At 59.8% G+C, this 14,142-nt stretch carries 11 protein-coding genes; 10 read left to right on the forward strand and 1 reads right to left on the reverse strand.

The annotated features are described in order from the left end of the window. Positions 1-5: 5 nt before the first annotated feature. The 5 genes from FS804_RS16655 to FS804_RS16675 all read left to right on the forward strand — a co-directional run bounded on the left by FS804_RS16655 (position 6) and on the right by FS804_RS16675 (position 7,685). Positions 6-3,140: an efflux RND transporter permease subunit gene (locus FS804_RS16655; protein WP_144577866.1), complete on the forward strand. Its 3,135-nt coding sequence runs from the start codon at positions 6-8 to the stop codon at positions 3,138-3,140. A gap of 119 nt (positions 3,141-3,259) precedes the next feature. After that, complete coding sequence (locus FS804_RS16660) at positions 3,260-3,883, forward strand: TetR family transcriptional regulator (RefSeq protein ID WP_077224905.1); 624 nt, start codon at positions 3,260-3,262, stop codon at positions 3,881-3,883. Positions 3,884-4,083: 200 nt separating this feature from the next. Beyond that, positions 4,084-5,607: a sugar ABC transporter ATP-binding protein gene (locus FS804_RS16665; RefSeq protein ID WP_144577867.1), complete on the forward strand. Its 1,524-nt coding sequence runs from the start codon at positions 4,084-4,086 to the stop codon at positions 5,605-5,607. A 50-nt stretch (positions 5,608-5,657) separates the two neighbouring features. Beyond that, positions 5,658-6,659: an ABC transporter permease gene (locus FS804_RS16670; protein WP_063949952.1), complete on the forward strand. Its 1,002-nt coding sequence runs from the start codon at positions 5,658-5,660 to the stop codon at positions 6,657-6,659. A 72-nt stretch (positions 6,660-6,731) separates the two neighbouring features. Beyond that, positions 6,732-7,685 carry a substrate-binding domain-containing protein gene (locus tag FS804_RS16675; RefSeq protein ID WP_144577869.1) on the forward strand — a complete coding sequence of 318 codons (954 nt, stop codon included), beginning with the start codon at positions 6,732-6,734 and terminating at the stop codon, positions 7,683-7,685. Between the two features lie 54 nt (positions 7,686-7,739). Here the strand turns inward: FS804_RS16675 and FS804_RS16680 are convergent, their stop codons facing one another. Continuing rightward, positions 7,740-8,633, reverse strand: a complete 894-nt coding sequence (locus tag FS804_RS16680) for a LysR family transcriptional regulator (protein WP_063949950.1) — start codon at positions 8,631-8,633, stop codon at positions 7,740-7,742. A gap of 536 nt (positions 8,634-9,169) precedes the next feature. On the opposite strand from FS804_RS16680, the gene odc2 reads away from it, so the two are divergent. The 5 genes from odc2 (at position 9,170) to FS804_RS16705 (ending at position 13,952) form a co-directional block, all read left to right on the forward strand. After that, entirely contained in the window at positions 9,170-10,303 is a 1,134-nt protein-coding gene (gene odc2, locus FS804_RS16685; RefSeq protein ID WP_144577871.1) for an ornithine/lysine decarboxylase, read from the forward strand. 192 nt (positions 10,304-10,495) lie between these two features. Further along, positions 10,496-11,065 (forward strand): GNAT family N-acetyltransferase, encoded by a 570-nt coding sequence (locus tag FS804_RS16690; RefSeq protein ID WP_144577873.1) that lies wholly within the window; start codon positions 10,496-10,498, stop codon positions 11,063-11,065. Positions 11,066-11,209: 144 nt separating this feature from the next. Next, the gene (locus FS804_RS16695) at positions 11,210-11,611 is read left to right on the forward strand and encodes a MarR family winged helix-turn-helix transcriptional regulator (RefSeq protein ID WP_144577875.1); all 402 of its coding nucleotides are present in this window, start codon (positions 11,210-11,212) and stop codon (positions 11,609-11,611) included. Between the two features lie 83 nt (positions 11,612-11,694). Continuing rightward, positions 11,695-12,990 carry an MFS transporter gene (locus tag FS804_RS16700; protein WP_144577877.1) on the forward strand — a complete coding sequence of 432 codons (1,296 nt, stop codon included), beginning with the start codon at positions 11,695-11,697 and terminating at the stop codon, positions 12,988-12,990. Between the two features lie 263 nt (positions 12,991-13,253). Then, positions 13,254-13,952 (forward strand): OmpW family protein, encoded by a 699-nt coding sequence (locus FS804_RS16705; protein WP_144577879.1) that lies wholly within the window; start codon positions 13,254-13,256, stop codon positions 13,950-13,952. Positions 13,953-14,142 lie beyond the last annotated feature (190 nt).

Below are 14,142 nucleotides of genomic sequence, written 5' to 3' on the forward strand. Positions count from 1 at the left end.
ATTTCATGGCACGTTTCTTTATCGACCGGCCTATTTTTGCCTGGGTCGTCGCCATTTTCATCATGCTTGCGGGCCTGCTGGCCATTCCGATGCTGCCGATTGCGCAATATCCGAATGTTGCGCCGCCACAGATTTCCGTTTCGACCTCTTACCCCGGCGCTTCGCCTGAGGACATCTACCAGAGTGTCACGCGACCAATCGAGGAAGAGCTGAATGGTGTCCCCGGTCTGATCTACTTCGAGTCGACCTCGGAATCGTCCGGCCGCATTTCCATCAATGTGACGTTCGAGCCCGGCACCAATATCGGCGAAGCTCAGGTGGAAGTGCAAAACCGTATAGCGCGCGTCGAGCCGCGGCTGCCACGCTCTGTGACGCAGCAGGGTCTGCGCGTCGAGCAGGCCGGCACCTCGTTTCTGATGATGGTCGCGCTGACCTCCGTTGACGGCAACACCGACGCCATCGGACTTGGTGACTATCTGAGCCGCAACGTGCTGGGTGAATTGCGCCGTGTGCCCGGTGTTGGCAGCGCGCAGCTTTTCGCTACCCAGCGCTCCATGCGAATCTGGATGGACCCGGACAAGATGCTGGGCCTCAGCCTCACCTCGAATGATGTTATCAGCGCCATCCAGGCGCAGAACTCGCAGGTTGCGGCCGGCCGCATCGGTGCATCGCCAAACCCTGTTGGCCAGCAGATTTCCGCAACCGTCAACGTCCAGGGACAGTTGACCTCGCCGGAGGAGTTCGGATCCATCGTGCTGCGCGCCAACCCCGATGGGTCTTCCGTGCGGCTGCGTGATGTCGCGCGCGTCGAAGTAGGCGGCGAGAGCTACAACTTCTCGAGCCGTCTCAACGGCAAGCCGAGCGCCGCGATCGGCGTCCAGCTGTCGCCGACGGGGAACGCGCTTCAGACCTCAGAAGGTGTGCGCGCCACAATGGAGGAGTTGTCGCAATACTTCCCTCAGGGCATCGAATACGAAATCCCCTATGACACCAGTCCCTTCGTCAAGATTTCGATCGAGAAGGTCATCCATACGCTGATCGAGGCGATCATCCTCGTCTTCATCGTGATGTTCGTCTTCCTGCAGAACATCCGCTACACGATCATTCCGACATTGGTGGTGCCTGTCGCGCTACTCGGCACCTGCGCCATCATGTATGTCTCGGGCTTCTCGATCAACGTTTTGACGATGTTTGCGATGGTGCTTGCCATCGGTATTCTGGTGGACGACGCGATCGTCGTCGTCGAGAACGTCGAGCGCATCATGGCGGAGGAGCATCTCTCGCCGAAGGAAGCCACCCGCAAGGCAATGGGCCAGATTTCTGGCGCGATCATCGGCATCACCCTCGTGCTGACGGCGGTGTTCGTGCCCATGGCCTTCTTCCCCGGTGCGGTCGGCATCATCTACCAGCAGTTCAGCCTGACGATGGTGGTGTCGATCCTGTTCTCGGGCTTCCTGGCCCTGTCGCTCACGCCGGCGCTCTGCGCATCGTTCCTGAAGCCAATCAAGGCAGGGCATCACGAAAAGAGGGGTTTCTTCGGCTGGTTCAACCGGAACTTCGATAAGGCGTCGCACAAATATTCGTCATCGGTCGGCGGCATCATCAAGCGGTCGGGCCGGTTCATGGTCATCTACGCGGCACTGCTGGCCGGTCTTGGTTGGGCCTATATGCAGTTGCCGAGCTCGTTCCTGCCGAATGAGGACCAGGGCTATCTGATTGTCGACATTCAGGCGCCGGCCGAGGCCAGCACCGAGCGCACACTGCAATCCATCCAGCAGATCGAGAAGATCTTCATGGAAGAGCCGGCTGTCGAACGGGTCATTGCGGTTTCGGGCTTCTCCTTCTCCGGCTCCGGCCAGAATGCGGGTCTTGCCTTTGCGACCCTGAAGGACTGGAGCGAACGTGGACCGGAAGATTCCGCTGCGGCAATCTCCGCCCGGATCAACGGCAAGCTCTGGGGTCTTCCGGACGCCATGTCCTTTGCGCTTTCGCCACCGCCGATTCAGGGTCTTGGCAATTCCAGCGGCTTCACTTTCCGTCTTCAGGACAGGTCGGGTGCCGGGCAGACGGCACTTAGCGCAGCTGGCGCGCAACTGATGGCTGCTGCGCGGAAGAGCCCCATCCTTGCCGGCCTTCGCATCGAAGGCATGCCGGACGCGGCCCAGGTCAATCTCATCATCGACCGTGAAAAGGCCAACACATTCGGCGTCACCTTCAGCGACATCAACGCCACTATTTCGGCCAATATGGGTTCGTCATACGTCAATGACTTTCCCAATGCCGGCCGTATGCAGCGCGTGACGGTGCAGGCCGAACAGGGGCAACGCATGAAGACCGAGGATCTTCTGAACCTCAACGTGCGCAATGCCAATGGCGGGATGGTGCCGGTCAGCTCGTTCGCTTCGGTGGAATGGGTGCGCGGTCCCTCGCAGGTGGTCGGCTACAACGGCTATCCCGCAATCCGCATCAGCGGCCAATCCGCACCGGGTTACTCGTCTGGCGATGCGATCGCCGAGATGGAGCGGCTGGCACGGGAACTGCCATCTGGTTTCGGTTTCGAGTGGACCGGCCAGTCGCTGCAGGAAATTCAGTCGGGCTCGCAGGCGCCAGCCCTGATCGGCCTCAGCGTGCTGTTCGTCTTCCTGCTCTTGGCGGCCCTTTACGAAAGCTGGTCGATTCCGATTTCGGTCATGCTGGTCGTCCCGCTTGGAGTGATTGGTTCGGTAGCAGCTGTGATGCTGCGCGGCATGCCCAACGACGTCTACTTCCTTGTGGGGCTGGTCGCCATCATCGGCCTGTCCGCCAAAAACGCGATCCTGATCATCGAATTCGCCAAGGATCTGCGGGCGGAAGGCAAGTCGACCTACGATGCGACGGTGGAGGCTGCGCACCTGCGCTTCCGGCCGATCCTGATGACGTCGCTTGCCTTCTCGCTCGGCGTCCTGCCGATGGCGATCGCCTCGGGCGCAAGTGCGGCGAGCCAGAACGCCATTGGTACCGGTGTTCTCGGTGGCATGATCTCGGCGACGATCCTTGCGATCTTCTTCGTGCCCGTTTTCTTCGTCTTCGTCATGAGGATTTTCGGGGATCGGAAGAAGGACGACAAGATTGCTGCTGACGCCGTATCGCCAGCGGAATAAAATTGGAAGGCAAGGCCGTTCCGAACGTGATGGAGATGTTTTCATCGTAAGGAAAGACTGGCACTGAAAAGAAAGCACGGTGCGAAAGCGCCGTGCCGCGAGTGGAAGGAGACATCAGCATGCGCCGAACAAAGGCCGAGGCAGAAGAGACGCGTCAGGCGATCCTTGCCGCTGCCGAGCGGGTGTTCTTCAAAAAGGGTGTGGCCAACAGCTCGCTGGACGAGGTGGCGGCAGCGGCCGGCGTAACCCGCGGAGCGATCTACTGGCATTTTGCCAGTAAGACTGACCTCTTCATCGGTCTCTATCAATCGGTGGCCTTGCCCGAGTCGGACCTGCTGGATTTCGGTGATCCCGGCCTCAAGGGCTCGGCCCTCTTGGACAGGATAGAGGAGGCGGCCTGTAAATGGCTGAAGCTTCTTGCCGAGGATGAGCAGCGCCAGCGCATCATGACCATTAGTCTGCGCACCAATTATTCCGATGAATTTGCGCCCGTGCTGCATGCACAGGAAGAGCTGGATCGCTATCACAAGGAGCGGCTCGAGGCCGCTTTCGAGCGGGCGCAGGCGGAAGGCGCGTTTAATGACAATTGGACGGCAGATTCGGCACTTGGTGCGCTCTATTGGCTGCTCAAGGGAATGTGTTCGGACTGGCTGCTTTTCGGCAAGCGATTCGACCTTGCCAGGGACGGCGCCGAAGCTGTTCACCGCCTCATGAAAGGGTTCCAGCGCTCAGCGGAACCATGATTGTCCTGACGTGACCGCAAAGAGCGGCGTCTGCTGGTCAAATTTGAGTGTATTCTAAAAGACAAGCGAAATTTGCTTTACGTACCTCAAAACCGACGCTAGCTTCTTCTTCGAGCTTTGGGAGGAGTTCGCGGATGGTCATTTTCACGAGAACAAAGAGACTGCTGTCGCCCGTTCTTTCACGGAACTGGTGACGACACATGGCTTTTGCTGACGACTCTCCAGACGGCGGTCTTATCCGAACAGTCGGCCTTTCGAAATCTTTCGGGCCGGTACAGGTTCTCAAGGATATCGAGATTTCTGTCCGGGCCGGCGAGGTTCACGCGATCATCGGCGAAAACGGTGCCGGCAAGTCGACGCTGATGAAGCTTCTGGCAGGCAACGAGAAGCCGACGGGCGGAGAAATCCGGATTGATGGTGAAGCGGTGGTCCTCAGCGGCCCCGTGGATGCCGAACATCGCGGCATCGTTCTTGTCCATCAGGAAATTTTGCTCGCACCCGATCTGACGGTGGCGCAGAACATCTATCTCGGCCGTGAACTTTGCAGGGGTGCGAGCGTGGACGACCGCGCCATGCGCGAGGGCGCCCGCAAGGCGATCGGCGATCTCGGCGGTACGATTGATCCGGACGCGATTGTTGGCAGCCTGTCGATTGCCCAGAGGCAGCTGGTGCAGATCGCGCGGGTTTTGCTAGTGCCGCACCGCGTGGTGATTTTCGACGAGCCGACGGCCAGCCTCACACCCATCGAAACCGATGCGCTGCTGAATGTCATCAGAGACATCAGGGCAAAGGGCGTCGCGGTGCTTTATATTTCGCATCGTCTGCCTGAAGTGAAGGAGATTGCCGACCGGGTGACCGTTCTGCGTGACGGCAAGCTGGTCGCTTCGCATCAGGCATCGGGACTGGAGCCGGCCGATATGGCACGGCTGATGGTCGGGCGCGATGTGGCAAAGCTTTATCCGGATCGAGCCGCCGGCGGCGAGCGGGAGCCCGTTTTGGAGGTGGAGGATTTTACCGTGCCTGGCTATGCCCAGGATGCCGGTTTCAGCCTGCGCAGAGGTGAAATTCTCGGTTTCGCGGGGCTTGTCGGTGCCGGGCGAACGGAACTTATGGAAGGCATACTCGGCCTGCGGCCAGGACGCGGAACAGTGCGCCATAACGGCCGCCTCGCCCATTTCGCCAAAGCTGAAGACAGTCTGAAGGCTGGCATCGTCTATCTGAGCGAGGACCGCAAGGGAAAGGGATTGCTGCTCGGCAAAGACTTGCGGATCAATCTCACGCTTGCATCGCTTAAGAAATTCAGCCGGCTGTTCCAGATCGACACCCGCCGGGAGACGGCAGCGCTCGATGATGCGGTGCGGGATTTCGACATTCGCACCGGCCGCAAGGATTTGCTCGCGGGTCAGCTTTCCGGCGGCAACCAGCAGAAATTGCTGTTGGCCAAGATGATGCTGCTCGATCCGTCGATCGTCATCATTGACGAACCGACACGTGGCATCGACATCGGTACCAAGGAGCAGATCTACCGTTTCATCGCCAGGCTCGCTGACGAGGGGCGGTCGATCATCGTGGTTTCGTCGGAAATGCCGGAGCTGATCGGCATCTGCGACCGCATTCTGGTCATGCGTTCTGGCAGGATCGTTGGCGAGGTGGCGGGCGAGCGCATGACCGAAAACGACATCGTGGCGCTTGCGACGGGCGTTCACACGCAGGAAGTCGCCTGAGAAGCGAGCCCTTTGGAAAAGGCCTGACGAAAAGACAATTGAGGGGAAAAATGACTGAGGCCGCACTCGATTCCGGCAAAACGCCGAAGACTTCCAAAGACTGGGACCTGCGCGCCGTGGCGCCATTCGTGGCGCTCGCCCTGCTTCTGGTTCTTGGCGCCATTGCCAACCCGAATTTCATCGGCATCGACAATCTGTTGAATGTCATCACCCGCAGCGCCTTCATTGCCATCATCGCGCTGGGTGCAACCTATGTCATCACGTCCGGCGGGCTTGATCTCTCAGTCGGGGCGATGGTCGCTTTCGTGGCCAGCCTGATGATCCTGTTCATGAATAGCGGTTCGATTGCGAACCCGGCGGTCATGCTGATTGCCGCGATGGCGCTGGCGCTCGCCATCGGCGCGGCTTGCGGGCTTGCCAACGGCCTGATCACCACCATCGGCCGTATCGAACCCTTTATCGCCACGCTCGGCACCATGGGGATCTATCGCGGCTTGACCACCTGGTTGTCACAGGGCGGCGCGATAACGCTGCGTAACCCCGAAATCCAGACGCTTTATCGCCCGGTCTACTTCGGCAATGTGCTCGGCGTACCCGTGCCTGTGATCGTCATTTTCGTCACCGCCGCGCTTGCGGCCTTCGTGCTTTACCGCACGCGATACGGCCGGCATCTGACGGCGGTGGGGTCGAGCGAAGATGTCGCACGCTATTCCGGCATATCGGTCGCGAGAGTGAGAACCATCGCCTACGTCGTGCAGGGTCTGTGCGTCGCCGTTGCGGTCCTGCTTTACGTGCCGCGCCTTGCTTCGACGTCTGCGACCACCGGCATGCTCTGGGAACTGCAGGCGATCACGGCGGTTGTTGTCGGCGGCACGGCGCTGCGCGGCGGGGTAGGGCGCATCTGGGGCACGATCTGCGGCGCCTTCATTCTGGAAATCGTCGGCAACATCATGATCCTGTCGAACTTCGTCAGCGAATATCTGATCGGCGCCATTCAGGGGGCCATCATCATCATTGCCATGCTGGTGCAGCGCTCGCTCAGCCGCAGGTAAGGTATCACGCCGCGCCATCTGGGGCAGGTGCGGTTGGAGGAGGAACGCCCCGGTCTTGGGAGGAAAGAGACTATGCGTAGAAAATTCATCGGCGTGGCCTTTGCCGCGCTGGCAACGGTCCTTGCGGGCTCTGCCCATGCGCAGGACAAGAAGGTCACGATCGGCGTCTCCATTCCGGCGGCCGACCACGGCTGGACGGCGGGCGTGGTCTATCACGCCGAGCGTGTGGCCAAGCTTCTGATGCAGGAACATCCGGGGCTCAATGTCATCGTCAAGACATCGCCGGATGCAGCCAATCAGGCGAACGCGCTGCAGGATCTGGCCGTGCAGGGGCTCGACGCGCTGGTCGTCCTGCCGTCCGATCCCGACCCGCTTGTCAACGCCATCAAGGAAATCAAGGACAAGGGCACCTTCGTCGCGCTCGTCGACCGCGCGCCGAGTGTCAACGACAATTCGATCCGCGATCTCTATGTGGCCGGCAACAATCCGGCGCTCGGCCAGGTGGCCGGCGAATACATCAAGAAGACGACACCGGATGCCGAAGTCGTGGTCATTCGTGGGCTGCCGATCCCGATCGACCAGCAGCGCCAGGATGGTTTTGACAAGGGAATCGCCGGCTCCAGCGTCAAGGTTCTTGACCGCCAGTACGGCAACTGGAACCGTGACGACGCCTTCCGCGTGATGCAGGACTATCTGACCAAGTACAAGAAGATCGACGTGGTCTGGTGCCAGGATGACGATATGGCAATCGGCGTGCTGGAAGCCATTCAGCAGGCTAAGCGTAGCGATATCAAATACATCGTTGCCGGCGCCGGTTCCAAGGACATGATCAAGAAGGTCATGGACGGCGACAAGCTCGTGCCGGTCGACGTGCTCTATCCGCCGGCGATGGTGGCGACCGCCATGCAGCTGACGGCCGGGCATTTCTTCGATCAGGTGCCGGTCGCGGGTGAGTACATCCTTGATGCGACGCTGATTACCAAGGACAATGCCGAGCAGTTCTACTTCCCGGATTCGCCGTTCTGATCTGATTTCAGCAGCTGGAGACGCCCGCCGCGAGGCGGGCGTTTCATTTTCGCATCACGCGTTCTTCCTGAACCACGCCGAGAGATAATCAACAAAACTGCGTACTTTGGCTGGCAGGTAGCGGCGGTGCGGGTAGACGGCATAGATGCCGCGGTCCTTTGATATGTAGTCGTCAAACAGCGTCACAAGTTCGCCAGACTGGATATGAGGACGGGCAATGAAGTCAGGCACCATGGCGATGCCGAGACCCGCGCGCGCAGCGCGTAATGTCGCCTGTGGGCTATTGACTTCAATCGGTCCGCTGATGGTCACGGAATTCGATCCGCCATCCGGCTCCAGATACCGCACCGTATTGTGGAAACGCGTGTTCGTATCGATGATGAAAGGGACGCGGGCGAAATCCTGCGGGCCGTCAAGGGGTCCATGTTTCGCCACGAAATCCGTCGTGGCAACCGCATAGACCCTGAAGTCGGACAGCTTGCGGGCGATGAGGCCCGAATCTTCCAGTCGCGTGATACGGATCGCCAGGTCGAAACCTTCCTCGATCAGATCGACGAACCTGTCATCGGCAACGATCTCCAATGCGAGTTCCGGATTTTCCTTGGCAAAGTCGATCAGGCTTTGGCCGACATCGGCATCGATGAAGGTGCGGGGAACGGAAATCCTGAGCTTGCCCTTCAGATCGGCATTTTTTTCCCGCACCAGATCAGCGAGGTTGTCGATCTCTTTTAGGATATCGGAGGCAGTGCGATAATAGGTATGTCCAGCTTCGGTCAGAGAGAACTGCCGTGTGGTGCGGTTGAGGAGCAGCGCGCCGAGATCATCCTCCAGTTCCCGGACATATTTCGACAGCAGCGCCTTTGAACGCCCTGTCTTGCGCGCCGCTGCAGAAAATCCCTCCGCTTCGACAACATCGATAAAGGCGCGGATGCGGGTCAGGGTGTCCATGAAATCCTCCGGTTTGTTCCATATAATTGAACGTGTAGCGGCCACTGTTCAACCCTTAAATCGCTGCCGAAAAAATCCGCTCTTTGGTGAAAAATTCCTCTTGATTATGACTGCGAATATTCTTATCTCCCGTGCTGCCCAAAGTCGCACGTGCCCATGTGTGTCCGCCGATTCCTCGATGTGGTGAGGATTTAGGTAAGGTACCTGGAACTAACCCCTCCAGTCGCTATTCCGGCCAACCGGGAAATGCGAGGACATACGAAGCAACGACGGTGCGGGCCTTTCTGGTTCTCTGCCGGCTTTCCATCAGCCGGGGTACTGAAGAGGCACACCATCATTGCCTGAAGTGCGGTCGGGTCATTCCCTCCAATCCATGGCAGACAAAGCCGAATGATGCTCTGGCAGGGCGTCGTTCACATTCGCGCCTTGAGCGTATGCTATCGATTCTGCGCCTCCACCGGCTGATTCGAATGCATATCTCGAGCGTCCTTTGTCCTCCGGATTTTTCCGGAGCCGGTTTAACAGGGAATACATCGATGACGACTGCACGCATTCTCGACTTCATCAAGACCCGACGTCCCGAAGGCCCTTGCCTCGTGGTTGATCTCGACGTCGTGCGCGATAATTTCAACGCGTTCCGGCATTCCCTGCCAAACAGCGCGATCTATTATGCCGTCAAGGCAAACCCGGCTCCCGAAATCCTGAAGCTGCTCGCGTCGCTCGGCTCCAACTTCGATTGCGCCTCCGTGGCTGAAATCCAGATGGCGCTCGATGCCGGTGCGACGGCTGACCGTATCTCCTTTGGCAACACCATCAAGAAGGAACGCGATGTTGCACGCGCCCACGCGCTCGGCATCGATCTCTTCGCCGTGGACAGCCATGAGGAAGTCGAGAAGGTTGCCCGCGCCGCTCCCGGCGCGCGCGTCTTCTGCCGCGTGCTGACGGATGGTGAAGGTGCCGAATGGCCGCTGTCGCGCAAGTTTGGCTGCGTGCCGCAGATGGCGGTCGACGTTCTCGTCTACGCCCATCAGCTCGGTCTCGAGTCCTACGGCGTATCCTTCCATGTCGGCTCGCAGATGATGAACCTCGACGCATGGGATGCGGCGCTGGCTGACGCCAAGCGTGTGTTCGCATCGCTTGCCAAGCAGGGCATCCACCTGCAGATGGTCAATATGGGCGGTGGTTTCCCGACGAAGTACCTGCGCGACGTTCCTGCTGCCGAAGAATACGGCCAGGCAATCGATACCGCGCTGCGCAAGCACTTCGGCAACCAGATCCCGAAGACGATCATTGAGCCGGGCCGCGGCATGGTCGGCAATGCTGGCGTCATCAAGGCGGAAGTCGTTCTCGTCTCGAAGAAGTCCGACAACGACAACCACCGCTGGGTGTTCCTCGACATTGGCAAGTTCGGCGGTCTCGCCGAGACGATGGACGAGGCAATCCGTTACCCGATCCGCACCGAGCGCGATCAGGACGAGATGCAGCCCTGCGTTCTGGCCGGTCCGACCTGCGACAGCGCCGACGTGCTGTATGAAAAGAACATGTACCCGCTGCCGGTCTCTCTGACCATCGGCGATGAAGTTCTGATCGAAGGCACGGGCGCCTACACGACCACCTATTCGGCAGTCGCGTTCAACGGTTTCGAACCGCTGAAGGCCTACGTCATCTGATCCGAGCGCCGTCCGCTTAAAAGGGCGGCGTCTCGACCAAGCTTCCGTTCCGGCCCTGCCGATTGTGCTGTTGCGCAACCCCCTGCTTGCTGCGCCTCTTCCAGCCGAGGAAAGCGTGTCGGCGGGCCGGAACGGCTCCACCAATTTTTATCAAGGGCCGCGTGTGGGCGGTGTTGCGACGGGAGGCCAAGGATGGCCGCTCTTTTGAATTCGGTACGGGCATTTTTCACCCCACAGACATTTCATGTCGATCAGGAAAATCCGGGCGATGTCGTTGCCCGTGAAAACCTCCTGGACCGCGCCATGGGTGCGGGCCGCCGCCGCAAGTCTTCGGAAAAGCTGCGCGCTGGCCGCATCCCAGCCGAGGGCCTGGCACTGGTCGCCCGCGATGAGAACGGCCATGTCATTGGCACGGTGCGCCTGTGGAACGTCGAGGCGGGGATCACCCGCGAAGGTCGCGCCGTCGAAGCCCTGCTGCTCGGCCCGCTCGCCGTCGATGCCGCCCATGAAGGCAAGGGCATCGGATCGGCGCTGATGCGTGCTGCCATTGGCGAGGCCACCAGGCGCGGCCACGGCGCCATCCTTCTGGTTGGTGACGCCCCCTATTACGAGCGTTTCGGTTTTTTTGCCGACAAGACGCAGCACCTGATGATGCCCGGCCCGTTTGAACGCGGCCGCTTCCTGGCGCTGGAGTTGAAATCCGGTTGGCTGGAAGGCGCGGCGGGAATGCTCGTCGCGGCCGGCCGCCGGCTCTCTGCCTGAGACGAATTTCCCGTCTGATGTCAAACCCCGACCGAAAGCCGGGGTTTATTGTTTCCGCTTTGCGCGATTGCGAGGCCCTGCGAAGGTGGACAATTTCCGGGGAGGTCTTGCGCTCGACAATCTGCGGGTATATACCCCGATATTATGTCAAACAGTCACTGCCACTGTATCCTGTTGCGAAAAGCATCCCGCAAGGTCTCGTCCTATTACGACGAGGCGCTGGCGCCGCTTGGTGTGAATATCGCTCAGTTTAGCCTGTTGCGGAATATCAATAGAACGGCGCCGGTCTCGCTCACGGATCTGGCCGCCCGGGTGGAGCTGGATCGCTCCACCGTTGGCCGCAATGCAAAAGTGTTGGCGCGGATGGGTCTGGTCGCTATAGGCCACGGCGAGGATCAGCGGGAAGCGATGCTCTCCGTTACCGAGGAGGGTCATGCGATTTTAGAGGCGGGGGCTCCGCTTTGGGATCGGGTGCAGGATAATATCGAGGCCCGGTTGGGGCCAGAGAAAACAGCGCAATTGCAGCAGTTGCTGGAAGCACTGTAATTTTTTGATTCTAACGCGGGCATATACCCGTAAATTGGATAAGTAGAGAAGCCAGGCAATCGCGCTTTAAGGGAAATTTGAACATGATATCCGCACGCCTCGCCAGCTGGATGGCCGCCAGAAACCTACATTACGGCTGGCTCGTTGCCGCCACCACTTTCCTCACCATGCTGGCCACCGCCGGTGCGATGGGATCGGCGGGGGTGATGATCCAGCCGCTGCACCAGGAATTCGGCTGGGATATTGCCGATATTTCTTCGGCCATGGCCGTCAGGCTTGTGCTGTTCGGTCTGCTTGGGCCCTTTGCCGCCGCTTTCATGAATCATTTCGGCATCCGGCAGGTGGTGTCCACCGCCCTGGCCTTGATCATGGGCGGCATCGTCGCGTCATTCTTCATGACTGAGGTGTGGCAATTGCTGCTGCTCTGGGGCGTGGTGATCGGCGTCGGCACCGGCATGACCGCACTGGTATTGGGCGCCACCGTGGCGACACGCTGGTTTTCCAAGCGTCGTGGACTGGTGATCGGCCTGATGACGGCGAGCAATGCCACCGGCCAGCTGGTTTTCCTGCCGCTGCTTGCGGCGCTGACGGAAGCCTATGGCTGGCGAACCGCGTTGACGCTATCTGTTGCGGTGATTGCGACAGCCATGGTCCTCGTCCTGTTTTTAATGCGTGACCACCCCGCCGATGTCGGGCTGCCTGCCTATGGCGAGACAGCCGTGGCAAAGCCGGTCAAGCAGGACCACAATCTCCTCGCCACGCTGGCATCGCCGCTGGTGACGCTGAAAAGCGTGTCGGGCAACCCCGTCTTCTGGGTGCTTTTTGGCACCTTCTTTGTTTGCGGCCTTTCAACCAATGGCCTGATCCAGACACACTGGATTTCGATTTGCGGCGATTTCGGCATGGCTGCGGTGACAGCGGCGGGTACGCTGGCGGTGATCGGGGTTTTCGATTTCTTCGGTACGGTTTTCGCCGGGTGGCTTTCCGACCGGTTCGACAATCGCTTTCTGCTGTTCTGGTTTTACGGCCTGCGCGGGCTCTCGCTGCTTTATCTCTCATTCTCAGGCTTCAGCTTTGTTGAGCTTTCTGTCTTTGCCGTTTTCTACGGGCTGGATTGGGTGGCGACTGTGCCGCCGACGGTGAAGCTCGCCGCGGAAAACTTCGGTCGCGAAAAAGCTGGGCTTGTGTTCGGCTGGGTGTTCGCCGGCCACCAGCTGGGGGCAGCCACCGCGGCCTTTGGCGCCGGTTTCTTCAAGAGTGACTTCGATACCTATATGCCCGCGCTGCAGATTGCCGGTCTGATGTGCATGATCGCCGCCGTCTCCGTTCTGCTCCTGCGTAAGCCGGGTTCCGCCGCGCTAACCACGCAAGCGGCTTGATAAGACGGGTGAAGGCCCGCAAGTGCCGGCCTCCACCCTGTTTCCGGCTTGTATGGTACTGTTGCGAAATTGTCACAAATCCTGCCGGTCGATCGCTCCGATCCATCTTCTCCGCCACGGTTTGATCCATCTCAATAGGCCTGTCTCTCCCGTCGACATAGTGGCTTCAAGCGGTTGCGGCAGGCGGGGATTCGCATTGGCCCGCCGTGATCGACCGGTTGCGGGGGAACTCCCCCGCTGCGGTGCGCTATAGGAGAGATGGAATGACGAATAAAAACAGAAATAGTGCCTTGCTCGCCAGCGTTGCGATTGGCGTTGCGGCCATGCTCGCGTCGGCCAATGCGATGGCCGCTGATATGACCGAGGCGGCGCCCGCGCCAACGGCAGAAGAAGCGATTGCGGCGGCAAGCCCTTGGATGTTGCGCGTGCGTGGCCTCGGCGTCATCACAAATGACAGCGGCAGCGTCGATGGCGTTCCCGGGGCGGGCCTGTCCTATTCGGATACCGTGATCCCGGAACTCGACATCAGCTATTTCTTCACCGAAAACTTCGCCGCCGAACTTATCCTCGGCACCACCTATGCCAGGATCGACGGCGAAGGCGTGCTGGCTGGCACACCTGTCGGCAAGGCCTGGCTGCTGCCGCCGACGCTGACGCTGCAATATCATTTCACCGATTTCGGTGCGTTTAAGCCCTACATCGGCGCTGGCGTGAACTATTCGCTGTTCTACAACCAGTCGGAAAAGCCCGGCTTCAGCAATCTCGACGTGAAGAACAAGCTTGGAGCCGCCGTACAGGTCGGTTTCGACTATATGCTGGACGAGCATTGGGGCGTGAACTTCGACGTGAAGAAAATCTTCCTGAAGACCGACTGGACGGCGGAACTCGGTGGCACGCCCATCAGCGGCAAGGCCAAGCTCGATCCCTGGCTGATCGGTGCGGGCATCACCTACCGTTTCTGATCGAGACATCAGCGCATCGCCACCTTTGACGGGCGGCGCTTTCTAAGCTATAGGGACGGCCACGGGCAAAGAGCCCCGGCCGTCCGCAGGCGCTTGCGCCCCTGGTGAAGCTCTTTTTTGATAACGGTCATCCCATGTTTTGCATGTCGTCGATGGCAACGCGGACACCCCTCGGAACATTCGGCATGCA

Source organism: Agrobacterium sp. DE0009 (assembly GCF_007680755.1).
GTDB lineage: Bacteria > Pseudomonadota > Alphaproteobacteria > Rhizobiales > Rhizobiaceae > Agrobacterium > Agrobacterium tumefaciens_B.

Coding starts and splice junctions, on each gene's coding strand:
- FS804_RS16655 (WP_144577866.1), top strand. CDS start 6: ATGGCACGTTTCTTTATCGACCGGCCTATTTTTGCCTGGGTCGTCGCC.
- FS804_RS16660 (WP_077224905.1), top strand. CDS start 3,260: ATGCGCCGAACAAAGGCCGAGGCAGAAGAGACGCGTCAGGCGATCCTT.
- FS804_RS16665 (WP_144577867.1), top strand. CDS start 4,084: ATGGCTTTTGCTGACGACTCTCCAGACGGCGGTCTTATCCGAACAGTC.
- FS804_RS16670 (WP_063949952.1), top strand. CDS start 5,658: ATGACTGAGGCCGCACTCGATTCCGGCAAAACGCCGAAGACTTCCAAA.
- FS804_RS16675 (WP_144577869.1), top strand. CDS start 6,732: ATGCGTAGAAAATTCATCGGCGTGGCCTTTGCCGCGCTGGCAACGGTC.
- FS804_RS16680 (WP_063949950.1), bottom strand. CDS start 8,633: ATGGACACCCTGACCCGCATCCGCGCCTTTATCGATGTTGTCGAAGCG.
- odc2 (WP_144577871.1), top strand. CDS start 9,170: ATGACGACTGCACGCATTCTCGACTTCATCAAGACCCGACGTCCCGAA.
- FS804_RS16690 (WP_144577873.1), top strand. CDS start 10,496: ATGGCCGCTCTTTTGAATTCGGTACGGGCATTTTTCACCCCACAGACA.
- FS804_RS16695 (WP_144577875.1), top strand. CDS start 11,210: ATGTCAAACAGTCACTGCCACTGTATCCTGTTGCGAAAAGCATCCCGC.
- FS804_RS16700 (WP_144577877.1), top strand. CDS start 11,695: ATGATATCCGCACGCCTCGCCAGCTGGATGGCCGCCAGAAACCTACAT.
- FS804_RS16705 (WP_144577879.1), top strand. CDS start 13,254: ATGACGAATAAAAACAGAAATAGTGCCTTGCTCGCCAGCGTTGCGATT.